Source organism: Sphaerisporangium sp. NPDC005288 (genome assembly GCF_040607475.1).
Taxonomy (GTDB): Bacteria; Actinomycetota; Actinomycetes; order Streptosporangiales; family Streptosporangiaceae; genus Sphaerisporangium; species Sphaerisporangium rhizosphaerae.
The window spans coordinates 1-22,017 of sequence record NZ_JBEXGT010000006.1; the positions used below are offsets into that span (position 1 = coordinate 1).

At 71.7% G+C, this 22,017-nt stretch carries 24 protein-coding genes; 15 read left to right on the forward strand and 9 right to left on the reverse strand.

All coding sequences use genetic code 11. The features are described from left to right. Nucleotides 1-1,156: non-reducing end alpha-L-arabinofuranosidase family hydrolase (locus tag ABZU32_RS07900; RefSeq protein WP_354918722.1), on the forward strand; the 1,156-nt coding region annotated here is incomplete at its 5' end. A 138-nt stretch (nt 1,157-1,294) separates the two neighbouring features. Then, the gene (locus ABZU32_RS07905) at nt 1,295-2,191 is read left to right on the forward strand and encodes an oxidoreductase (protein ID WP_354918725.1); all 897 of its coding nucleotides are present in this window, start codon (nt 1,295-1,297) and stop codon (nt 2,189-2,191) included. 220 nt (nt 2,192-2,411) lie between these two features. Here the strand turns inward: ABZU32_RS07905 and ABZU32_RS07910 are convergent, their stop codons facing one another. Next, complete coding sequence (locus tag ABZU32_RS07910) at nt 2,412-2,837, reverse strand: nuclear transport factor 2 family protein (protein ID WP_354919286.1); 426 nt, start codon at nt 2,835-2,837, stop codon at nt 2,412-2,414. A 96-nt stretch (nt 2,838-2,933) separates the two neighbouring features. Between ABZU32_RS07910 and ABZU32_RS07915 the strand changes: the two genes are divergently transcribed. Further along, complete coding sequence (locus tag ABZU32_RS07915) at nt 2,934-3,485, forward strand: helix-turn-helix domain-containing protein (protein WP_354918728.1); 552 nt, start codon at nt 2,934-2,936, stop codon at nt 3,483-3,485. Between the two features lie 61 nt (nt 3,486-3,546). Here the strand turns inward: ABZU32_RS07915 and ABZU32_RS07920 are convergent, their stop codons facing one another. The 3 genes from ABZU32_RS07920 to ABZU32_RS07930 form a co-directional block, all read right to left on the reverse strand. Further along, nucleotides 3,547-4,563, reverse strand: coding sequence for an RNA polymerase subunit sigma-70 (locus ABZU32_RS07920; RefSeq protein WP_354918732.1), 1,017 nt, complete (start codon nt 4,561-4,563; stop codon nt 3,547-3,549). 147 nt (nt 4,564-4,710) lie between these two features. Beyond that, a complete protein-coding gene (locus tag ABZU32_RS07925) occupies nt 4,711-5,121 on the reverse strand; it encodes an ATP-binding protein (RefSeq protein WP_354918735.1) in 411 nt (136 codons plus the stop codon). Continuing rightward, nucleotides 5,118-5,384 (reverse strand): hypothetical protein, encoded by a 267-nt coding sequence (locus tag ABZU32_RS07930; protein ID WP_354918738.1) that lies wholly within the window; start codon nt 5,382-5,384, stop codon nt 5,118-5,120. The genes ABZU32_RS07925 and ABZU32_RS07930 overlap by 4 nt, the downstream gene beginning before the upstream one ends. 221 nt (nt 5,385-5,605) lie before the next feature. On the opposite strand from ABZU32_RS07930, the gene ABZU32_RS07935 reads away from it, so the two are divergent. Both ABZU32_RS07935 and ABZU32_RS07940 read left to right on the forward strand, forming a co-directional pair. Beyond that, nucleotides 5,606-6,427, forward strand: a complete 822-nt coding sequence (locus ABZU32_RS07935; protein WP_354918741.1) for a helix-turn-helix transcriptional regulator — start codon at nt 5,606-5,608, stop codon at nt 6,425-6,427. After that, the gene (locus tag ABZU32_RS07940; RefSeq protein WP_354918744.1) at nt 6,418-6,612 is read left to right on the forward strand and encodes a DUF397 domain-containing protein; all 195 of its coding nucleotides are present in this window, start codon (nt 6,418-6,420) and stop codon (nt 6,610-6,612) included. The genes ABZU32_RS07935 and ABZU32_RS07940 overlap by 10 nt, the downstream gene beginning before the upstream one ends. A gap of 530 nt (nt 6,613-7,142) precedes the next feature. Here ABZU32_RS07940 and ABZU32_RS07945 read toward each other — a convergent pair. Then, entirely contained in the window at nt 7,143-9,557 is a 2,415-nt protein-coding gene (locus tag ABZU32_RS07945) for a transglycosylase domain-containing protein (protein WP_354918747.1), read from the reverse strand. Nucleotides 9,558-9,610: 53 nt separating this feature from the next. Further along, a complete protein-coding gene (murA, locus tag ABZU32_RS07950) occupies nt 9,611-10,915 on the reverse strand; it encodes a UDP-N-acetylglucosamine 1-carboxyvinyltransferase (protein ID WP_354918750.1) in 1,305 nt (434 codons plus the stop codon). Between the two features lie 112 nt (nt 10,916-11,027). Between murA and ABZU32_RS07955 the strand changes: the two genes are divergently transcribed. Then, entirely contained in the window at nt 11,028-11,741 is a 714-nt protein-coding gene (locus ABZU32_RS07955; RefSeq protein WP_354918753.1) for a hypothetical protein, read from the forward strand. On the opposite strand, the gene ABZU32_RS07960 is transcribed toward ABZU32_RS07955, so the two are convergent. After that, nucleotides 11,738-13,150: an amidase gene (locus ABZU32_RS07960; RefSeq protein ID WP_354918756.1), complete on the reverse strand. Its 1,413-nt coding sequence runs from the start codon at nt 13,148-13,150 to the stop codon at nt 11,738-11,740. The two genes, ABZU32_RS07955 and ABZU32_RS07960, sit on opposite strands and share 4 nt — an antisense overlap. Before the next feature lie 105 nt (nt 13,151-13,255). Continuing rightward, a complete protein-coding gene (gene ybaK, locus ABZU32_RS07965) occupies nt 13,256-13,756 on the reverse strand; it encodes a Cys-tRNA(Pro) deacylase (RefSeq protein ID WP_354918759.1) in 501 nt (166 codons plus the stop codon). A 101-nt stretch (nt 13,757-13,857) separates the two neighbouring features. Here ybaK and hisD point away from each other — a divergent pair, with 101 nt between their 5' ends. The 9 genes from hisD (at nt 13,858) to ABZU32_RS08010 (ending at nt 21,198) form a co-directional block, all read left to right on the forward strand. Continuing rightward, nucleotides 13,858-15,162 (forward strand): histidinol dehydrogenase, encoded by a 1,305-nt coding sequence (gene hisD / locus ABZU32_RS07970; protein WP_354918762.1) that lies wholly within the window; start codon nt 13,858-13,860, stop codon nt 15,160-15,162. Between the two features lie 11 nt (nt 15,163-15,173). Beyond that, a complete protein-coding gene (locus tag ABZU32_RS07975) occupies nt 15,174-16,310 on the forward strand; it encodes a histidinol-phosphate transaminase (RefSeq protein WP_354919288.1) in 1,137 nt (378 codons plus the stop codon). Further along, the gene (hisB, locus tag ABZU32_RS07980) at nt 16,307-16,927 is read left to right on the forward strand and encodes an imidazoleglycerol-phosphate dehydratase HisB (protein WP_354918765.1); all 621 of its coding nucleotides are present in this window, start codon (nt 16,307-16,309) and stop codon (nt 16,925-16,927) included. Before ABZU32_RS07975 ends, hisB begins: the two co-directional genes overlap by 4 nt. Next, entirely contained in the window at nt 16,924-17,079 is a 156-nt protein-coding gene (locus ABZU32_RS07985) for a hypothetical protein (RefSeq protein ID WP_354845977.1), read from the forward strand. The genes hisB and ABZU32_RS07985 overlap by 4 nt, the downstream gene beginning before the upstream one ends. Beyond that, complete coding sequence (gene hisH, locus ABZU32_RS07990) at nt 17,070-17,702, forward strand: imidazole glycerol phosphate synthase subunit HisH (protein ID WP_354918768.1); 633 nt, start codon at nt 17,070-17,072, stop codon at nt 17,700-17,702. The genes ABZU32_RS07985 and hisH overlap by 10 nt, the downstream gene beginning before the upstream one ends. A 78-nt stretch (nt 17,703-17,780) precedes the next feature. Then, nucleotides 17,781-18,119, forward strand: a complete 339-nt coding sequence (locus ABZU32_RS07995) for a hypothetical protein (RefSeq protein WP_354918771.1) — start codon at nt 17,781-17,783, stop codon at nt 18,117-18,119. 4 nt (nt 18,120-18,123) lie between these two features. Continuing rightward, the gene (gene priA, locus ABZU32_RS08000; RefSeq protein WP_354845985.1) at nt 18,124-18,846 is read left to right on the forward strand and encodes a bifunctional 1-(5-phosphoribosyl)-5-((5-phosphoribosylamino)methylideneamino)imidazole-4-carboxamide isomerase/phosphoribosylanthranilate isomerase PriA; all 723 of its coding nucleotides are present in this window, start codon (nt 18,124-18,126) and stop codon (nt 18,844-18,846) included. Next, nucleotides 18,843-19,613, forward strand: coding sequence for an imidazole glycerol phosphate synthase subunit HisF (hisF, locus tag ABZU32_RS08005; RefSeq protein WP_354845988.1), 771 nt, complete (start codon nt 18,843-18,845; stop codon nt 19,611-19,613). Before priA ends, hisF begins: the two co-directional genes overlap by 4 nt. A 187-nt stretch (nt 19,614-19,800) precedes the next feature. Next, nucleotides 19,801-21,198: a hypothetical protein gene (locus ABZU32_RS08010; RefSeq protein ID WP_354918774.1), complete on the forward strand. Its 1,398-nt coding sequence runs from the start codon at nt 19,801-19,803 to the stop codon at nt 21,196-21,198. Between the two features lie 392 nt (nt 21,199-21,590). Here the strand turns inward: ABZU32_RS08010 and ABZU32_RS08015 are convergent, their stop codons facing one another. Beyond that, nucleotides 21,591-21,752 carry a hypothetical protein gene (locus ABZU32_RS08015; RefSeq protein WP_354845994.1) on the reverse strand — a complete coding sequence of 54 codons (162 nt, stop codon included), beginning with the start codon at nt 21,750-21,752 and terminating at the stop codon, nt 21,591-21,593. Nucleotides 21,753-22,017: the final 265 nt, after the last annotated feature.

Here is a 22,017-nt window from a genome sequence, read left to right on the forward strand (position 1 = left end):
CATCACCGGCGTACAGTCCGGACTGTGCCTGGACGCCACCGGACAAGGCACCGCCAACGGCACCACCATCCAGCTCTACACCTGCCACGGCGGCACCAACCAGAAATGGACCTGGAGCGGCGGCACCAGCACCCCCACCCCGACTCCCACCCCGACCGTGACCCCCACGCCGACTCCCACCCCGACGCCCGGCGGGGGCACGCTCCCCTCCAGCCTCCAGTGGAGCTCCAGCGGCTCGCTGATCGCGCCCAAGCCGGACTCCTCGCACAACATCGCGGGGATCAAGGACCCGACGGTGGTGTACTCGGGCGGCAAGTACCACGTGTTCGCCAGCACCGCGCAGGCCTCGGGCTACAACCTGGTGTACCTGAGCTTCAGCGACTGGTCGCAGGCCGGGTCGGCGACGCACTACTACCTGGACAGCACGCCGATCGGATCGGGTTACCGTGCGGCGCCGGAGGTGTTCTACTTCGCCCCGCAGGGCCTGTGGTACCTGATCTACCAGACCGGTAACGCCTCGTACTCCACCAACCCGGACATCTCCAACCCGGCCGGCTGGAGCGCGCCGAAGAACTTCTACTCCAGCATGCCCAGCATCATCTCCCAGAACATCGGCAACGGTTACTGGGTCGACATGTGGGTGATCTGCGACACCGCCAACTGCTACCTGTTCTCCTCCGACGACAACGGTCACCTGTACCGCTCGGAGACCAGCCTCGCCAACTTCCCCAACGGCATGACCAACACCGTCATCGCCATGCAGGACTCCAACAAGAACAACCTGTTCGAGGCCTCCAACGTCTACAAGGTGCAGGGGCAGAACCAGTACCTGCTGATCGTCGAGGCCATCGGCTCCAACGGCCGGCGCTACTTCCGCTCCTGGACCTCCTCGGCCATCACCGGCCCCTGGTCCCAGCACGCCGCCAGCGAGAGCAACCCCTTCGCCCGCGCGAACAACGTCACCTTCCCCGGCGGGGCCTGGACTCAGGACATTAGCCACGGCGAGATGGTGCGCACCATGACCGACCAGACCCTGACCATCAGCCCCTGCAACATGCGCTACCTCTACCAGGGCATGGACCCCAGCGCCGGCGGCGACTACAACTCCCTGCCCTGGCGCCTGGGCCTGCTCACCCAGACCAACTCCACCTGCTGACCTCTCACCCACACCGATGAGGGGCGTCTCCGGATCGGCGCACCCCGCCGCCCCGGAGACGCCCCGGCGCTCCTCCCGCCCCGGCGGCCCTCGCGGGGGCGGGCATCAATGATGCGGAGCGGGTGAGAAGATCGGGGCATGCAGTCGGAGACGATCACCGCGGCGGCCGCGGGCACGTGGAAGCTCGGTGATCTGACGGTCAACCGTCTGGGGTTCGGCGCGATGCGGCTGACGGGCGCCGCCGCGTTCGACCTGGGGGCGCCGCGCGACCGGAGGCGGTCGATCGGCGTACTGCGGCGGGCCGTCGAGCTGGGCGTGAACCACATCGACACCGCCGCGTTCTACTTCTCGACGCTGCGCTCCGCCAACGAACTGATCAACAGCGCCCTGGCCCCCTATCCGGATGATCTGGTCATCGTGACCAAGGTGGGGCCGGGGCGCGACCCGTCGGGCGAGTGGCTGCCCTGGGCCCGGCCCGAGCGGTTGCGCGGTCAGGTGGAGGAGAACCTGCGCCAGCTCGGCCGTGACCACCTCGACGTCGTGAACCTGCGCGTCGAGGGGCCGGGGCCGGTCGCCGAGCACTTCGGCGCCCTGGCCGAGCTGTGCGAGGCCGGCCTCATCCGCCACCTGGGGATCTCCAGCGTCAGCCCCGCGCAGTTCTTCGAGGCCCAAGCCGTGGCACCCGTGGTCTGTGTACAGAACCGCTACGGCCTCGACGGCCGCGGTCCCAATTCCGGGGAACTCCTGCGGATCTGCGGAGAACAGGGCATCGCGTTCGTGCCGTTCTTCGCCATCGCCGGTGAGGGACGCGAGGCCGGCGCCCCTGCCGGCGGAGGGGACAACGGCGTGGTGACCGACGTCGCCCGCGCGCACGGCGCGACGCCCGCGCAGGTCCGGCTGGCCTGGACGCTGCACCAGGGCCCCCACATCCTGGCCATTCCGGGCACCGGCGATCCGGCCCACCTCGACGAGAACATCGCCGCCGGCGCCCTCCGACTCTCAGCCGAGGACCTGACCCGGCTGGCGTCCTCATGACACCGGCCGCCCGCTCCCGCGGGAGGCAACGCCGACACACGTGCCCGATTACGTGCTCGCCATTCCGGGGCGCCTGGTACCACCACGTCGACCTCACCGTCTACGGCGAGTGTGCCGGGCGCATGCCTGTTCGGCCGCTTCGCGAGCGCCAGGCGCCTGGCCGAACGACGACGAACGAGCACTAGTCTGCTCGTCCGCTGAAGGCTTCGGCGCGGATCGATCAACCCGCCGCGATCAGGGCCATCGCCGTGGGGTTCTGGTACTCGCGCCACAGTGCGACGCGTCCGTCCCGGACCCGCACCACCACCGCGAAGGGGGCCGCGGCACGCAGGCCGTCGGTCTCGCGAACCCCTTCGATCTCGTACTCGATGACGGCGACCTCGGGGTCGGCCGTCTGGTGGACGACCACATCGCGCACGGCCGTGAACCTGACGCGCCCGCGCAGCGCCTCCCGCTGCGGGACGGTCATCGCCGCGAACGCCTCGCGTCCCTCGATGCGCCGCGGCGCACCGGGCGGCGCGAACGGGCTCTCCACCACGCCGTCGTCGGCGAGAAGGCTCTCCAGCCCGGCCGCCGTCCCATCCAGCAGGTGGTCCCGGAAGCGTTCGAACGCCTCACGCGGTCCCGTCAGCGCCCCGTCGTTCATCTCGGCCACCGTACACTCCTAACATGAGTCATCACTCAGCATCCTGCGGGCCAGAATATGAGTCACCACTCATCTTGTCCATGTCCGGAGTCCACCGTGTCTGAGCCGCCTCTGCGCGCCGACGCGCGACGCAACCGGGCCCGTATCCTCGCCGCCGCGGTCGAGGTCTTCGATGAGCACGGCACGTCCGCCTCGACCGAGGAGGTCGCGCGGCGTGCGGGCGTCGCGGTGGGCACGGTTTTCCGGCACTTCCCCACCAAGTCCGACCTGCTCGCCGCGATCATGAAAGAGCTGCGGGGACGCCTCGCCGCGCGGGCCGAGACGCTCGCCGCCGAGGGCGACCCCGCCGCGTTGTTCACCTTCTTCGCCGAGGTCGTCGAGCGCGCGGCCGGTGCCCGCACGGTGGTCCACCTTCTCGCCGCCGATGGGACGGACGTAGGCGTCGCCCCTCAGATCGCGGGACTGGGCGAGGCGCTCGACGCCCTCCTCGCGCGGGCCCGGGAGGCGGGCGCCGTCCGCGCCGAGGTACGACTCGACGAGGTCATCGCACTGCTCACCGCCGCCTGCCACGGCGCCCTCGCCGCCGGCTGGACCCCCGACCTCCGCCACCGCACCGTCACCCGCCTCCTCGACGCCCTACGCCCCTAGATCCACACTGGGGCTGACTGGATTCGTCCGCAGTGCTCCGGCCTTGAGGCCGGGGAGCGCGTCAGTGCTCCGTGCCGTCCGCCAGCAGGCGCTCCGGCAGGCCGAGCCGCGGGAACCGGTCGGCGTGGAAGATGACGATCTCGGTGATCGCCCCGCCGGTGACGCGCAGGACGTCGATCGTCAGCGGCAGGTACGCGTTCTCCCGCTTCCGCCACTGGTAGAAGGCGACGGCGGGCTGCCGGTTCACGGAGGTGGGGACGGCGCGCAGGTGCTTCATGTCGGGGAAGCCGCTCTCGACCCAGTCCTTCACCACCGTGTCGCGGCCGACGCACAGGCCCGGCGTGGGCGGCATCGAGCAGCGGACGTCGTCCCGCAGCAGCGCGGCGAGCGCGTCGATGTCGGTGGCCACGCTGGCGTCGGTGAAGCGGCGCACCAGCTCGCGCGTCCCGGCGTCGTCCTGCCCGCCGGTCCAGTCCTGCCGCTCGGCGGGCAGGTGCTCCCGCATCCCGGCGCGGGCCCGCTGCAGCGCGCTGTTCACGGAGTTCACCGAGTCCCCGAGCAGCTCCGCGACGTCTTTGGCCGGCCAGCCGAGCACGTCCCGCAGGATCAGTACGGCCCGCGGGCGCGGCGCCAGGTGCTGGACCGCGACCAGGTACGCCAACTCGATCGTCTCGCGTGCGACGGCGAGGGTCTCCGGCTCGTCCGCATCACCCGCGGGCAGCTCGTTGAGCAGCCGGTCGGGGTAGGGCTGCAGCCACAGCACCTCGCCGCCGGTGGCGGGCTCCGGGCGGAGCTTGGCGAGCAGGTCCAGGCAGGCGTTGGTGGCGATCCGGTACAGCCAGGCACGGAACGTCGAGCGCCCCTCGAAGGTCTCCCGCCGCCGCCAGGCACGCAGGAACGTCTCCTGCACGGTGTCCTCGGCGTCCTCGAACGACCCGAGCATCCGGTAGCAGTGCACGTGCAGCTCCCGCCGGTGCCGCTCCGCCAACCCCGAGAACGCCGCCTCGCCGACCTCCCCCAGCCCGCCCGCGCCCAGCCCACTCACGTCCAGCTCCTCCAACCGCATGTCCGCACTCATCACGTCATCCTTCCGCCTCGTCGTGTCCCGTCGTAGGTATGACGGGTGCGGGCTCGACAACTCATCACCGGGTGTCAGCCGGCCTCGGGTCGTGCGAGGTGGGCGGGTGGACGAACGCCCACGCGGTGTAGCTTCTGATCGAGGTGCTTAGGACGCGATCTGGAACCACACGGTTCGCGTTGTGCCGTTTTGGGTTGATCCCCAGGTGGAGGAGAGTTCGCGGACCAGCCAGAGGCCGCGGCCGTTCTCGCTGAGGGGGTCCACCTGCGCAGGGATGTGGGGGAGGGGCCCTGGCGAGCCTTGGTCGGTCACCTCGACGCGTATCGTCTCGCCGTCGTCGTACACGCGCAGGCTGACCATGCCGTCCGGCCGGCGTCCTGATTCTGAGTGCTTGATGGCGTTGGCGACGAGTTCGCCGACCAGGAGTTCGATGTCGTCGACCTCCCGCCGTCCGGCGGACAGGAGCAGTCCCCGGACGTAGGCGCGCGCGAGGGTGACCGAGCTGACCTGGCCGAGAAGGTCGACGGAGCCAAGCCGGTCGTTGGTCCTGGCGCTCATCGGGCGGCCTGCCGGACGCGGTCGGCCGCGTCGTCCGCGAGCGCCCGTACCCGCTGGGCGCGTCCCCGCCCCCAGGTGAAGAACCATTGGCCGTCCTGCGCCAGCGCCGTCACCCTCAGCAGTCCGGAGCCCTTGGCGACCAGCAGGACCGGGCCGCCTCCGCCCGGCAGGTCCACCGCCGCGCTCAACCCGCGCACGTTCAGATCCCACGCCAACCGGACCAGGTGAATGTACTCCTCTTCCCGCCGCTCGGGCCTTTTCACAGGACGACCTCCGGGTTTCGTTGATGAGGCGCTCGTGACGTGAATGCCGGTCAGGTCGAATCGGCGTCACCATGGCGCTCATCGGTGCAGAATTCGGTTGTCCAAGCGTGCGGCTCGCAGGCGACTTCTGATAGGGAAATAGTCTCCCGATGTCGCCACGTTCTCCGGGAGACCGTGACAGCATGAGTGAGGCCAGGTGATACTGGAAGGAGAAAAGGGGCATGCCTAACCCAATTCAGATCAATCCGGATGAGTCCCCATTAGCTCGTTTCGCCTATGAGCTACGCCAATATCGGCTCGAAAAGGGTTGGACGCAGCTACAGCTGTCCCGCAAGCTCACCGTTGCCGTCAGTACGCTCGGCATGGTCGAGACGGTAAGGCGCAGGCCGGACCGCAGGTTCGCCGACGCCTGCGACAGCGTCTTTCAGCTCGATGGCGTCTTCCACGAACTGTGGAAGCGGACGAGATGGGAGTCGGCTCCAGACCATTTCCGGGATTTCCTCGCGCTAGAGGCTCAAGCATCAGCTCTGCAAAGCTGGGATCCCCTCCTCATTCCAGGGATCTTTCAGATCAAGTCTTACGCCAAGCGGATATTCGACGACGAGCCGGGCATCACCCCCGAACTAGTCGAACAGCGGCTTACTAATCGCATGGAGCGGCAAACCATGCTGCTCCGCGAGCGCGGCCCCATGATCTTGAGTCTTATAGACGAGGGTGCGCTCCGTCGACCCATGGGAGCAGCAGAGGTGATGCGCGAGCAATCAGCGCGGCTTCTGGAAGTGACTGAACACCCACGAGTGACGATCCAGGTCGTGCCTTACAACGCGTGGTCCGCGGTTGGCCTGCAGACTGCCTTCACGATCGCGGAGCTACGGGGCGCGCCGTATGGCGTGTACATCGAGAGCACGCCACGTGGTCTCACGATTGGAGAACGTGAGACCATCACCTCACTGGTAGGACGCTACGACGCCCTACGAGCCGCGGCCCTTCCGAAGAACCTGTCGTTCGGCATCATCGAGGAAGTGATGGCGCAATGGACCTGAGCAGCGCGAAGTGGCGTAAGTCTTCCCGATCTAGTGGTGACGGTGGCCAATGTGTAGAGGTGGCCTCCAACCTGCCAGGGGTCATCGCCGTGCGGGACAGCAAGAACCCGGGTGGCCCCGTTCTCGTCGTCAGTCCCCGAGAATGGCAGCTGTTCCTCCGCGGTACGGAGACGCAGGAAGTCTGACAAGCGACCTGGGGCTTAACAGGACGCTGCCCCCTCATTCGCGAGGCGTCTCCCACTCGGCATGACCGCCGATCCGGTGGCGGCCAGCGGCGGTCACCAGGTGACCCGCCGTACGACGGGCGCCGGATGCACCGTACCCCGTCCCGCCGTCGCGGCGCCCTGGTATTCAGCCGACAACACGGCGGGGGAGGCGGGGCGCCCGTGGTTGGCCGGGTGGCGTGCCGGTGGTTCGTTTGTGGCCCGCCGTAGGAGGGGCGCCGATTTCGCCGTACCTCGTCCCGGCGTCGCGGCGCCTTCGATAAACCGACAACACGGCGCGGGGCGGTGAGCGCGGGACGGTGGGCGCGGCGCGGGCAGGTGGATGCATGGCGCGGGGAGGTGGGGGCGTGGCGGTTCGTTGCGGTGCGGGGGATCTGTGGTGCGGTGAGGGTCGTCTGAAGTAAGGCGTGCCGAAGGCACCATTTTGTGGTCGTCGCCTGCGTTCACTGATGGGTCGTCGTCTGCGTTCACCGTTGGGTCGTCGCGTCCGTTCACCGGTGGTGGTGCCAGGTGCGTTCCCAGGCGGGGCGGTAGCGGTGGCGGCGGCTTCGGTGGTGGGCGGGCCAGGAGAGCCAGAGGTCCTCTTCGGGGTGGGTCCAGAAGCGGTCCCACAGGCGCTGGTCGGCGGGACGGTGCCAGTGGTGGCGCAGGCGGCCCTCGCCGGACCGGACTTCGCCCCGTTCGCCGCCGCGCGCCTCGTCCCACTCCTCGCGGCCGTCCCGGCCGCGTTCGCCGTCGGCCGCGCGCGGGTCGGCGAGCTGGTCCTCGGGCTTGAGGCCCGGGGTGGTGCCGCCGCCGAAGCGGCCGGTGTCGGGATGGTGGAACGGGGTGGCGGGCAGGTGCTGGAGGGCGAGCTCCATGGAGCGCACCCAGATGGGGCCGGGAAGCGTGGCCCCCTGGACGCCGCCGTAGTGCTGCCCGCCGATCTCCACGTCGGTCAGCGGGTACTTGTAGGCGCCCCTGATGTCGCCGAGGCTGACCGCCGCGGCCAGGTCGGGGGTGTACCCGGCGAACCACGCCGAGGTGTACCCGTTGTTGGTGCCGGTCTTGCCGGCGGCGTCCCTGCCGATGCCCTGGCCCTTCATGGTGCCCTTGGTGAACACGCCGGTCAGGATGTAGTTGACGGCGTCGGCGACGTCCTGCTCGACGGCCTGGGTGCAGCTCGGCGCGACGCCGGTGCGCCTGCCGTGCCGTTCGACGACCTCCAGGATGGCCATCGGCCGGCAGTAGCGTCCCCGCGCGCCGAACGCGGCGAAGCCCGCGGCGACCGTCACCGGGTCCATCTCGTTGACGCCGAGGGTGAAGGTGGGCACCTCCTTGAGCGGCTGTCCGTCGGCCCGCGCGATGCCGACCGACCGGGCGGTGCGCACGACGTCGCACAGTCCGACATCGCGTTCGAGCATCATGTAGAAGATGTTGACCGACTGCCAGGTGCCGGTGGCCAGGCTGTACGGGCCGCCCTTGCCCTCGCCGCCGGCGTTGTGCACGACGGTGCCGGGGGCGTTGACCCTCGTGCCCGAGCAGTCCTTGTACCCCGAGGACGGCACGAAACTGCCGGGGGTGTCGAAGCCCTGGTCGAACCGCCAGCCCTTGGCCAGCGCCGTGGCCAGCGTGAACACCTTGAACGTCGAGCCGGCCTGGAAGCCCTGGCCGCCTCCGTGGGCCATGTCGGCGGGCAGGTTGTAGGTCGTGCTGGGCCCGTCCTTGCGCTCGCCGGGGTTGGCGCCGTACCGCTTGCTCGCCGCCAGGGCCCGGATGCGCCCGGTCCCCGGCTCGATCATGGCCTCGGCGGCCACCTGGTCATCCTTGGGGTGGACGTGCGCGGCGATGGCCTTGTCGGCGGCCTCCTGCGCGGTGCGGTCCAGGGTCGTCCTGATCGTGATCCCGTCGCGGAACAGGCGGCGCTCCCGCTCGGCCCGGGTGCGGCCGAACGCGGGGTTGCCGATCACCTCCTTCTGGACGTACAGGCAGAAGAAGGGATGATCGCTCTCGGAGCAGCCGCCGGGTTCCGGGCGTAGGTGCAGGGCGAGCGGGGTGGCCTTGGCGGCGTCGGCGCGCACCTGGGCGATCATCTTGAGCTGGGCCATGCGGTCCAGGACGAGGTCGCGGCGCTCCAGCAGCCGGTCGCGGTGCTCGCCGCCGAGCGTGGGGTCGGTGAAGTACGGGGTGCGCACGGCGCCGGCCAGGGTGGCGGCCTGTTCGAGGGTGAGCTTGTCGGCGGAGGTGCCGAAGAACCGGTGCGCGGCGGCCTGGACGCCGAACGCGCCTCCGCCGAAGTAGGCGATGTTGAGGTAGCGGAGCAGGATCTGGTCTTTGGTGTACTTGCGCTCCAGGCTGATCGCGTACCGCAGCTCCTGCATCTTCCTTCGGATGCTCGGCGCCCGGGCCTGGTCGCGCTCGGTCTCCGAGCGGGCGTTCTGCAGCAGGATGTTCTTCACCAGCTGCTGGGTCAGCGACGACCCGCCCTGCTGGATGCTGCCCGCCCGGGTGTTGGTGATGATCGCCCGCAGCGTGCCCTTGAGGTCCAGGCCGCCGTGCTCGTAGAAGCGGGCGTCCTCGATGGCGACGATCGCCTTCAGCATGTCCGGGGCTATCTTGCCGAGGGCGACCGACTGCCGGTTCTGCACGTAGAACTGGGCGAACTGCCGGCCGTCCTTGTCCAGCAGCCGGCTGCGCTCGGGCAGCGGCGCCTCGCGCAGCATGGCCGGCACCTCGAACAGGCCGTGGGCGACGTCGCGCGTGTAGACGCCCGCCCCGCCGACCACGGGCAGGGCGAGCGCGGCGACCAGCACCCCGCCGACCACGCCCGCCGCGCCCAGCACGGCGACGCCCACCAGCACCGGGCGCTCCCGGCTCGGCGAGGAGTCGTCGCCGGGCATGCGGCGGCCGTCGGATCGCGAGGTCACGAGGATAGACGTACGACCGAGAGAACCCCGGCAAACGCCACCCCGCGGAATCTTTACGCTTCCCGGTTGATCTTCAGCCCAAGTGAGGTGAACTGGTCGAAAACGCGGTGGTAGCCGCGCTCGATGTGGTTGACGCCCCGCAGCGTCGAGTTGCCCTCGGCGACCGCGGCGGCGAGCACCGCCGAGAACCCGGCGCGGATGTCGGGCAGCGTGACGTCGGCGCCGCGCAGCTTGGACACGCCCCGCACCACCGCCGAGTGCTTGGCGTTGGTGTCGTGGTACCGGCACGCGGGCCCGCCAAGGCACACGTCGAAGATCTCGATCTCGCAGCCCATCTTCTGCAGCGCCGGCACGTACACCAGGCGGTTCTCGAAGACGGTCTCGTGCAGCACCGACATGCCCTCGGCCTGGGTGAACAGGACCATCAGCGGAGTCTGCCAGTCGGTCATGAACCCCGGGTGGGTGTCGGTCTGCACGGCGGCGGCGCGCAGGCCGTTCGGCGCCGAGGCGGTCAGCCAGTCGTCGGTGATGTCGAACTGCGCGCCCATGCGGGCCAGCGTGGTGATGGCGGTGACCAGGCGGTCCTGCGGGCAGCCGTGCACCCGCACCTCGCCGCCGGTGATCAGCCCGGCCACCAGGTAGGAGAACGCCTCTATGCGGTCACCGGCGAGCCAGGTGGAGGCGCCGCGCAGCCGCTCGACGCCCTCGATGACGATGCGGCGGTCGGGGCTCATCTCGATGCGCGCGCCCATGCGCTGCAGGAACAGTGCCAGCTCGACCACCTCGGGCTCGGTGGCCGCGCCCTTGATGACCGTCTTGCCCTCGGCCAGGACGGCCGACAGCAGGATCGTCTCGGTGGCGCCGACGCTCGGGTAGGGCAACTCGATGCGGGCGCCGCGCAGCCGGGTGGCCTTGGCGGAGATGCCGGCCTCGCCGACCTCGACCTCGGCGCCCAGCGCCCGCAGCGCCTCGACGTGGAAGTTGACCGGCCGCCGGCCGATCGGGTCGCCGCCGACCAGCGGGACGAACGCCTCGCCCGCCAGGTGCAGCAGCGGGCCCAGCATGAGGATCGGGATGCGGTTCAGCCCGGTGAAGGCGGCCGGGACCCGGGGGCGGATCTCGGGGCCGCGTTCAAGAGTGATCTCACCCTGGTTGATCTGCACCTCGATGCCGAGGGCCTCCAGCATGGCGGCGGTGATGCCGACCTCGCCCACCTCGGGCGCGTTGTGCAGGGTGCTCGGCCCGCTGCCGAGCATCGCCGCGACCATGTGTTTTGACACCGCGTTCTTGGAACCGCGTACCTCGACGTCCCCCCGCAGAGGCCCGGACGGTTCGATCAGCCATACCTCATCGCTCACGGGGGACAGCCTAACCGGGCGCCCGCCTCCGGCCTAAGGCGCCGCCGGTCGGCCCGCGTCGGTACCATGTGTGGTCCGCGCGCGAGTGCGGTGGGACAGGTGAGGTGATCGGGTGCGGCAGGCGCGAGATTTCGGGCTCACCGTCGTCGTGCTGGCGCTTCTCGGCATCGCGGCCGGGTTCCTGTGGTCGGCCCTCGCCCCTCGCACCCCCTACGTCGTGACCAAGACCGGCCCGGTGCTGGCCGACCCCACGACGCAGAGCCTCATCGCGGCCGACGGCTGGTTCGCCGTGATCACCGGCGGGGCGGGGCTGGCGTGCGGCATCGTCGCCTACCTGGTCGCCCGCAAGGGGCGCCCGCTCGCCCTGCTGGCCGGTCTGGCGGCCGGCGGCATGCTGGCCGGGTGGCTCGCGCTCAGCGTCGGCACCTCGATCGGCGGCTCGATCATCCAGGCCGCGGCCGTGCCGGGCTCGGCGAGCGTCGGCGCCACGGTGAACGTGCTGTCGGTCACGGCGCGCGGGGTGCTGCTGGCCTGGCCGCTGGTGGCCGTGGCGGTCTTCGGCATCATCGAGTCGGTCGACGGCTACCGCGAGTCGCCGCTGCGCCAGCCGTACGCGGGCGAGCTCCACGCGGGGGAGCCGTACGCCTTCCCGCAGGACGCCCGCCCGTCCGGCGGCTCGCCCTCGCAGGGCCCGGACGGTTCGGCCGGTCCGCTCTCGGACGGTTCGGCCGGTCCGTCCTCGCACGGCCAGGACGGTGCCGCGGGCCCGTCACAGAGCCGGGACGGTTCCGGTGGCCCGCCCTCGCCGGGGCCCGGCGCGGTCTAACGGCCGGCGGAGCCGAGCGGAGGGCGCCGGTCGCCGTGGCGGGTGGCCTGCTCGAAGGCGTGCGCCGTCCGCAGCACGGTGAGGTCCTCCCACGGCCGTCCGACGATCTGGACGCCCACGGGCAGCCCGTCGGTGGTGAAGCCGCAGGGCACCGACGCCGCCGGGGCGTGCAGCACGCTGATCCAGTACGCCGACCGCATCCAGGCCAGGTAGTCGGGCATCGGCGTGCCGTCGACCTCGGTGACGTACGGCTGCTCCACCGGGAAGGGCGGCACCTGGCTGACCGGGCAGAGCAGGACGTCGAAGGTCTCGAAGAAGGCGTTCATGCGCTGGAACAGGCGGCTGCGCAGCCGCTCGGCGCGGGCCAGGTCGGCGCCGGTGACCTTGAGCCCCTGCTCGACGTTCCAGGCGACGTTCGGGCCGAGCCGGTCGCGGGGCAGGTCGCCGAAGGTGCTCGCGTAGTGCCAGGCGCGGTAGGTGCGGAAGGCGTCCTCGGCGTCGGACAGGTCGAGGGGGACCTGTTCCACCTTCGCGCCGAGGCCGGCCAGCACCTCAGGCGCCCGCGCCGTCACCGCGGCGGTGCGCGGGTCGACGGGCAGGCCGCCGAGGTCGGGGCTCCAGGCCACCCGCAGGCCTTGGACGCCGGTGTCCAGCGGCCGGGCGAACGCCGAGCCGTCCTCGCGCACGGCGAACGGCGAGGTGGGCGCGAAACCCGCGATGACGCTCATCAGCAGCGCGGCGTCGCCGACGGTCCTCGCCATCGGGCCGGGCACGCTGAGGGTGAACCAGGCGGCGGCCGGTGAGGCGTCGGGCACGCGTCCGGGGGTCGGCCGCAGCCCGACGACGTTGCAGAACGAGGCGGGGTTGCGCAGGGAGCCGCCCATGTCGGAGCCGTCGGCCAGCGGCACCAGGCCGGCCGCGAGGGCGGCGGCGGCCCCGCCGCTGCTGCCGCCCGCGCTCCTGCCGGTGTCGTAGGGGTTGCGGGTGGCGCCGAAGATCTCGTTGACGGTGTGGGAGCCGGTGCCGAACTCGGGGGTGTTGGTCTTGCCGATCGTCACCGCGCCGGCCGCGCGGGCGCGGCGGACGACCAGCGCGTCGGCGGTCGGAACATGGCCCGCGAACAGCGGCGAGCCGTAGGTGGTGCGGATGCCCGCGGTGTCGGTGAGGTCCTTGAACGCGATGGGCAGGCCGTGGAGGGGTCCCTGCCAGTGACCGCGTGCCCAGCCCTCGTCCAGCCGCTGGGCTTCCTCCATCGCCCGGTCGGCGGTGAGCGTGACGATCGCGTTGACCTCGCCGCCCACCTCGTCGATGCGCCGCAGGTGCGCCTCGGTCAGCTCGGCCGCGCCGACCTGCCGCTCGCGCAGCAGACGCAGCATCTCGACGGCGGACAGGTAGAACAGCTCGGTCACTGCGGCTCCTTCGGCTGCGTCCCGGCACCTCACCGCCAGTCTGGCGGGGCGCGACGCCGCGCGGCGACGGCAAGGGTTGCCAAGCGCCGTCACGGTGAGGGGAGGTCAGGGCGTCTTGGCGATGGGGGCGGTGACGGCGCGGGTGAGGCGGATGAGGTCGGCGGGGGAGGTCTCGATCTGCAGGCCCCGGCGGCCGGCGGAGAAGTAGATCGTCGGGAGGTCCGGCGCGGAGGCGTCGACCACCGTGGGCAGGGCCTTGCGCTGGCCGAGCGGGCTGATGCCGCCGACGACGTACCCGGTGACCCGCTCGACCTTGGCGGCGTCGGCCATCGCGGCGCGCTTGCCGCCCAGGGCCGCGGCGAACGCCTTCAGGTCGAGCTTGCCGGCGACCGGCACCACCGCGACGGCGAGCCCGGACTCGACCTCGGCGACCAGCGTCTTGAAGATGCGCTCGTAGGCCACGCCGAGGGCGTCGGCGGCCTCCTCGCCGTAGGCCTGGGCGTTCGGGTCGTGGTCGTAGGGGTGGAGGGTGAACTGGGCCCCGGCCTTGACCAGGGCCACGGTGGCGGGAGTGCCCTGGCCGCCCTTGCTCTTGGTCTTGCTCACGGCCCAAGCCTAGCGGCAGGGCAAAATCTACAATGTAAAGGATTCGTCCCGAATGCCGGACGTTCGCCGGAGCGGGCCGCCACCCTCCGTAGACTGGTCCGGTGATATCCCGTATCGACATGCGCGGTTCCCTGCCGGGCAACCTGCGCGACGTGCTGCCCCGCGCCGAGCTCGACGTCGAGGCCGCCCTGTCGAAGGTGCGGCCCCTGTGCGACGACGTGCGCCATAGGGGGGTGGCGGCCGTACGGGAGTGGACGTCCCGCTTCGACGGCGTCGAGCTGGGCTCCACGCGCGTGCCGGCCGCGGCCCTCACCCGGGCGCTGGACGGGCTCGACCCCGCCGTGCGCGCCGCGCTGGAGGAGTCCATCCGCCGCGCCCGCATGGTGCACCGCGACCAGCGCCGCACCGACACCCTCACGCGGGTCGTCCCCGGCGGCACGGTCACCGAGCGCTGGGTCCCGGTCGACCGCGTGGGCCTGTACGTGCCGGGCGGCAGGGCCGTGTACCCCTCCAGCGTCGTCATGAACGTCGTGCCCGCCCAGGAGGCCGGGGTGGCGTCCCTGGCGGTCAGCTCGCCGCCGCAGGCCGACTTCGACGGGCTGCCGCACCCGACCATCCTGGCGGCGTGCGCGCTGCTCGGGGTCGAGGAGGTCTACGCCGTCGGCGGCGCGCAGGCCGTGGCGATGTTCGCCTACGGCACCGAAGAGTGCGAGCCGGTCACCATGGTCACCGGCCCGGGCAACATCTGGGTGGCCGCCGCCAAGCGCCTGCTCAAGGGGCGCATCGGCATCGACTCCGAGGCTGGCCCCACCGAGATCGCCGTGCTGGCCGACGACACCGCCGATCCCGCCCACGTGGCCGCCGACCTGATCAGCCAGGCCGAGCACGACGTGATCGCCGCCGCGGTGCTGGTGACCACCAGCGAGGCTCTGGCCGACGCGGTCGAGCGCGAGCTTCCCGCGCAGGTGGCCGCCACCAAGCACTCCGAGCGCATCACCGAGGCGCTGACGGGCCGGCAGTCGGGCATCGTGCTGGTGTCCTCCCTGGATGACGGCCTGCGGGTGGTCGACGCCTACGCTGCCGAGCACCTGGAGATCCAGACCGCCGACGCCCACGCGGTCGCCGCGCGGGTGCGCAACGCCGGCGCCATCTTCATCGGGCCGTACGCGCCGGTGTCCCTGGGCGACTACATGGCCGGGTCCAACCACGTCCTGCCGACCGGCGGCTGCGCCTGCCACTCCTCGGGGCTGTCGGTGCAGGCGTTCCTGCGCGGCATCCACGTGGTCGACTACTCGCGCGAGGCGCTGGCGGAGGCCGCCGGCCACGTGTACGCGCTGTCGGAGGCCGAAGATCTCCCGGCCCACGGCGCCGCGGTGCGCGTGCGGTTCGACGGCGGTGCCCGGTGACGGGGGCGGGCCTGGTGCGCCTGGCCGACCTTCCGATCCGCGACGACCTGCGCGGCCGCTCGCCGTACGGTGCGCCGCAGATCGACGTGCCGGTGCGGCTGAACACCAACGAGAACCCCTACCCGCCCTCCGCCGGTCTGGTGGACGCCCTGGCCGAGGCGGTGCGCCGCGACGCGGCCGAGCTCAACCGCTACCCCGACCGCGACGCCGTCGCCCTGCGTGAGGACCTCGCGGCCTATCTCGGCCACGGCCTGACGCCCGGGCAGGTGTGGGCGGCCAACGGCTCCAACGAGGTGCTCCAGCAGATCCTGCAGGCTTTCGGCGGGCCCGGCAGGTCGGCCATGGGGTTCGAGCCGTCGTACTCCATGCACCCGATCATCACGACCGGCGCCTCCACCCGGTGGATCGCCGGCGCCCGCGAGGACGACTTCGGGCTGGACCCCGAGAAGGCCGTGGCCGCCGTCGAGGAGCACCGGCCCGACATCGTCTTCCTGACCAGCCCCAACAACCCGACGGGCACCGCCCTGCCGATGGAGGCGATCCAGCGGGTCGTGGAGGCCGCGCCGGGCATGGTGGTGGTCGACGAGGCCTACTTCGAGTTCGCCCGCACCGGAACGCCGAGCGCGCTCACCCTGCTGCCCGGCAACCCGCGGCTGATCGTCACCCGCACCATGTCCAAGGCGTTCGCCATGGCCGGTACGCGCCTCGGGTACCTCGCGGCCGACCCGGCGGTGATCGAGGCGCTGCTGCTGGTGCGCCTGCCCTACCACCTGTCCACGCTCACCCAGGCGGCGGCGCGGGTCGCCCTCGCCCACCGCGTCGAGCTGCTCGGCACCGTCGACCGGCTGCGCGCCGAGCGCGACGCCTGTGTGGCGCGGCTGCGCGGGCAGGGGCTGTCGGTCGCCGACTCCGACGCCAACTTCGTGCTGTTCGGCCGCTTTCCCGACCGCCGCGCGGTCTGGGAGGCGCTGCTCGCGCGCGGCGTGCTGATCCGCGAGGTCGGCCCGCCGCAGTGGCTGCGCGTCTCCGTCGGCACCACCGAGGAGATGGCCGCCTTCCACGAGGCCATGACGGCCGTATTGGCCGTGTCAGACGTCATCCCCGCCTCCGGGATCCCCGGAGGCGACGAACCGGAGGAAATCGCGTGACCAGTCCCGCCGTGGGCGCGCCGAGGCCGAGGGTCGGCCGCGTCGAGCGTACGACCAAGGAGACTTCGGTGCTGGTGGAGGTCGACCTGGACGGCACCGGCAAGGTCGAGGTGTCCACCGGGGTCGGCTTCTTCGACCACATGCTCGCCCAGCTCGGCAAGCACGGCCTGTTCGACCTGACGGTCAAGACCGACGGCGACCTGCACATCGACTCCCACCACACCATCGAGGACACCGCCCTGGCGCTGGGCGCGGCGTTCCGCGAGGCGCTGGGCGACAAGTCGGGCATCCGGCGGTTCGGCAACGCCTCGTGCCCGCTGGACGAGTCGCTGGCCGAGGTCACCGTCGACCTGTCGGGCCGCCCCTACCTGGTGCACACCGAGCCCGAGGGCATGGCCCCGATGATCGGGCCCGACTACGACACCACGCTCACCCGGCACATCCTGGAGTCCTTCGTCGCCCAGGCGGCGATCTGCCTGCACGTGCGCGTGCCCTACGGGCGCAACGCCCACCACATCGTCGAGGCGCAGTTCAAGGCGCTGGCCCGTGCGCTGCGCGCCGCCAGCGAGCGCGACCCGCGCGCCACCGGCGTGCCGAGCACGAAGGGGGTCCTGTGAGCTCCAACGGGACCGCCGTCGCCATGGTCTTCCTGGGCCTGTTCCTGATCGGCGGGGTCGTCTCCTTCGTCAAGCAGGGCATGCGCGTCGGCGCCGTCGTGTGCGGCGTCGGCGCCGCGCTGTCGATCACCGCGGGGGTGCTGTGGTGGTGAAGGTCGTCGTCCTCGACTACGGCTCGGGCAACCTGCGCTCGGCCGAGCGGGCGCTGGCCCGCACCGGGGCCGAGGTCACGGTGACCGCCGACCGCGACGCCGCGATGGAGGCCGACGGCCTGGTCGTCCCCGGCGTCGGCGCCTATTCGGCCTGCATGCGCGGGCTGAAGGCCGTGCGCGGCGAGCAGATCATCGGACGCCGCCTGGCCGGCGGGCGCCCCGTCCTCGGCATCTGCGTCGGCATGCAGATCCTGTTCGCCGAGGGGGTCGAGCACGGCGAGCACACCGAGGGGTGCGGCGAGTGGCCGGGCGTCGTCGAGCGGCTGGACGCGCCCGTTCTGCCCCACATGGGGTGGAACACCGTGCAGGCGCCCGAGGGCTCGGTGCTGTTCGACGGGCTGGACGACGCCACGCGCTTCTACTTCGTCCACTCCTACGGGGTGCGCAAGTTCGAGCTCCAGGCGGGCGACGGGTTCCGCCAGCCTCTGGTCACCTGGGCCGAGCACGGCGTGCCGTTCGTCGCCGCGGTGGAGAACGGCCCGCTCATGGCCACCCAGTTCCACCCCGAGAAGTCCGGGGACGCCGGTGCGGTCCTGCTGCGGAACTGGGTAGGCACACTGTGAGACCCCGTCCGGCGTCGTCACGGCCGGCGGCCACGTGCTCACCGAGTCACACGTGCTCACCGGGTTAGCGGTGATCGGGTGAGCAAGGAACGCGCGCGCCGCCGCGCCGAGCGGGAGGCCGAGCAGGCCCGCCAGGCCGCACTGCGCGCCGAGCGCGAGGCCCGGCGGGCCAAGTGGCGCCGGCTGCGCGCCCGGCTGGCCGCGGCGGTGCCCCGCCCGATCCGCGTCGCCCGCCAGGGCGGCGTGATCGCCCGGCGCCACAAGGCGCAGAACGCCGTCGTGGCGATGCTGTTCGTGCTGGTCCAGGCCGGCGCGTGGCTGCTGCTCGGCGGCTGGGCGGCCCGGCTGGGCGTCCTGGTGTTGTCCCTTTTGCTGCTGCCGGTGCTCGTCACCGTCGTATTCGACCGGAGGTCGTAGAACAATGTCGCTGGTGCTGTTGCCCGCAGTGGACGTCGCGGACGGCAAGGCCGTGCGCCTGGTGCAAGGCGAGGCGGGTACGGAGACCTCCTACGGCGACCCGCTCGCCGCGGCGCTGGCCTGGCAGCGGGCGGGCGCCGAGTGGGTCCATCTGGTCGACCTGGACGCCGCGTTCGGCCGGGGCTCCAACCGCGAGCTGCTGGCCTCGGTCGTGGCGGCGCTGGACGTCCAGGTCGAGCTGTCCGGCGGCATCCGCGATGACGCCTCGCTGGCGGCGGCCCTCGCCACCGGCTGCCGCCGGGTCAACATCGGCACCGCCGCGCTGGAGGACCCGGCCTGGTGCTCCAAGATCATCGCCGAGTACGGCGACCGCATCGCCGTCGGCCTGGACGTGCGCGGCACCACGCTGGCCGCGCGCGGCTGGACGCAGGAGGGCGGCGACCTGTGGGAGGTGCTCGACCGGCTGGAGGCCGACGGCTGCCCCCGCTACGTCGTCACCGACGTCACCAAGGACGGCACGCTGCGCGGGCCGAACCTCGACCTGCTGCGCCAGGTGTGCGCTCGCACCGACAAGCCGGTGATCGCCAGCGGCGGGGTGTCCTCGCTGGACGATCTGCGGGCGCTGTCGACGCTGGTCGCCGAGGGCGTGGAGGGCGCGATCGTCGGCAAGGCGCTGTACGCGCAGGCGTTCACGCTGGAGGAGGCGCTGTCGGCGGTGCGGGCATGAGCGTCGCCGTACGGGTCATCCCCTGCCTGGACGTGGACGCCGGGCGGGTGGTCAAGGGCGTCAACTTCGAGAACCTCCGGGACGCCGGCGACCCGGTCGAGCTGGCGCGCCGCTACGACGCCGAGGGCGCCGACGAGCTGACCTTCCTGGACATCACCGCATCCTCGGGCGACCGCGGGACCATGATCGACGTGGTGCGCCGGACGGCCGAGCAGGTGTTCATCCCGCTGACCGTCGGCGGGGGAGTGCGGGCCGTGGAGGACGTCGACCGCCTGCTGCGCGCCGGCGCAGACAAGGTGTCGCTCAACACCGCCGCCATCGCCCGTCCCGAGCTGCTGACCGAGGCCTCGCGCCGGTTCGGCGCCCAGTGCGTCGTGCTGTCGGTGGACGCCCGGCGGGTCGTGGACGGCCCGCCCACGCCGTCCGGTTTCGAGGTCACCACGCACGGCGGCCGGCGCGGCACGGGCATCGACGCCGTCGAGTGGGCACGGCGGGGGCAGGAACTCGGCGTGGGCGAGATCCTGCTGAACTCCATGGACGGGGACGGCACCAAGGACGGGTACGACCTGGCGATGATCCGGGCGGTGCGGGCGGCGGTCACCGTGCCGGTCATCGCCAGCGGCGGCGCGGGCGCGCTGGACCACTTTCCGCCGGCCGTGGCGGCGGGCGCCGACGCGGTGCTGGCGGCGAGCGTGTTCCACTTCGGCCAGCTCAAGATCGCCGACGTCAAGGACACCTTGCGCGCGGCCGGTCACCCCGTTCGCTGACCCGTCCGGCCCGCCGGTCGTCGTCCTGCTCCTCGTGCTCCACGGGGGCGGAGACCCGGCGGGCATGTGTACCCAACTTGGGAGCGGTCCAAACCTGCTCGCATGGTGGAATGCCATCGCAAGGCGGGTGATGATCCGCTACGGTCGTGCGGGTTCTCCTATGGTGCCGCAGACACAAGGATCTCCCGTGACCTCTCCCTCCAATCCGCAGCAGCCGGATTCGCCATATCAGCAGGGCTCGCCCTACCAGGGAACGCACCAGCAGGGGTCCTACCCGCAGCAGACCTCTCCGCAGTACGGAGCCGGCGCGCCGCAGGACCCGTTCCAGCAGGGCGCCGCCGCGGGACAGACCTACCCGGGTCAGGACCCTCTGGGGCAGGGCTACGGCGCCCAGCAGGGCGCCCACCAGCAGTCGTCCCCGTACGGCGGCGCGGCACAGGACGGCCACCAGCAGGTGGCCTACGGCGGCGGGCAGGGCGGGTACTCCGGAGCTCAGGGCGCCTACCCGGGACAGCAGGGCGCCTACCCCGGACAGCAGGATCCCTACGCAGCCCAGCAGAGCTACGGTGCGCAGGAGAGCTACGGCGCCCAGCAGGGCTATGGGGCTCAGCAGGGTCACGGCGCGCAGGAGAACTACGGCGCCCAGCAGGCCTACGGTCAGCAGCAGAGCTACGGCCTGCAGGACCAGCAGGGCCGGCAGGGCCATGGCGCGCAGGACCAGCAGGGCCATGGCACCCAGCCTGGCTATGGCGCGCAGACCGGTTATGGCGCGCAGCAGGGTTACGGCGGACAGGACCAGCAGGGCTACGGCGCCCAGCAGGCTCAGGGCGCCCAGCAGGGTTACGCGGCTCAGCAGGGCCACGGCGCCCAGCAAGGCTACGGCGGGCAGGGTTACGGCGCGCAGGACCAGCAGGGTTACGGCGCGCAGGACCAGCAGGGCTACGGGGCTCAGCAGGCCCAGCCGGGCTATGGCGGATACCAGCAGGCCGCCGATTCTCACCAGCAGACCCAGGTCCAGGAACGCCCCTCACAGGGCGCCACGGCCCAGGACCCCTACCAGCAGGGCGCTGGGCAGGCCGGGCAGGAGTCCCAGCAGCAGTACGGCGCGTACGGCCAGACCACGGGCCAGGACCCCTACGCCCAGGAGGGCGGCGCCGGCCAGTGGCAGCCCTCCGAGCCCACGGCCCCGGCCAAGAAGAAGAAGTTCGGCAAGCTGCTGAGCGGGCTCGGCGCGGTCGGCATCTTCGTCATCATCGCGCTGGTGAAATTCGGCGGCATCTTCGCCGTGCGCGAGGGCGTCGGCGCGGTCGGCGACCAGGTCACCGGCGCCCCGCGCATCGCCCACGTGGGCGACTGCATGTCCGGCCAGAGTGAGAACACCCTGAAGGTCGTCAACTGCAAGGACGCCACCGTCGAGTGGAAGGTCTCCCAGCGGGTCGAGGGCAAGACCGAGGCGCAGTTCGACGCCGACAAGAACCTCACCATGTGCCGCGACAAGAAGGTCACCTCGGCCTACTGGGAAGGCAGCAAGACCGGCGGCGCCGGCTGGATCCTCTGCCTGGTCCCGATGAACAAGAAGAGCTGACGCCCCGACCACCCACCTCCGCCGGCCCCGATACCAGGCGTCGGGTCGGTGGGAAGGGGGACGGCGGGTCCGGCGCCGTGTGCGGCGGGTGACCTGGCGGACGTGCGCGGGTCACGGCGCTGGAGGTCGGAGAGCCTGGAGCGCCCGGAGCCGGGTCGTGGCGCGGCGCTCGTGAGGGTGGGGCTCAGCCGGTCCTTCGTGTCGGGGTGCTGTGGTCTCTCCCCGCCCTGGCTGGGCTTTTCCTGGCGCCGGGTCGGTGGTAAGGGGGACGGCGGGTCCGGCGCCGTGTGCGGCGGGTGACCTGGCGGACGTGCGCGGGGCACGGTGCTGGAGGTCGGCGGACCTGGAGCGCCCGGAGCCGGGTCATGAGGCGGCGCTCGTAAGGGTGGGGCTCAGCCGGTGAGGCGGGAGAAGAACAGGGCCAGCTGACCGGCGCCGGTGGTGATGCCGTCGAAGACGCCCTTCACCGCCGTGGCGGCCTCGGCGGGCCGCGAGTACAGGTAGAAGACCACGAAGGCGATGGCGAGGTAGGTGAGCACCTTCTTTGTCTTCATCGGACATCCTCCCGCTGCTGCTGTGGCGTGGTCCTACCGGAACGGTGGGACGCCCGATCTGCGGGAGCGGTCGTGCGCCGCTCTCATGTTGATCATAGCCAGGCATGGTCCGCCTGTGCGGTAACCGCCGCCAGACGGCCGTAACCGTCGAACGAACACCGGCTCCGCCTGGTTCCATCGCGCCGGGCCGGAGTCCAATGCCGTGCCGGGTGGGGTCCGGATGCCGTGCCCGGTCAGGGTCGGATGCCGTGCCAGGCCGGAGTCG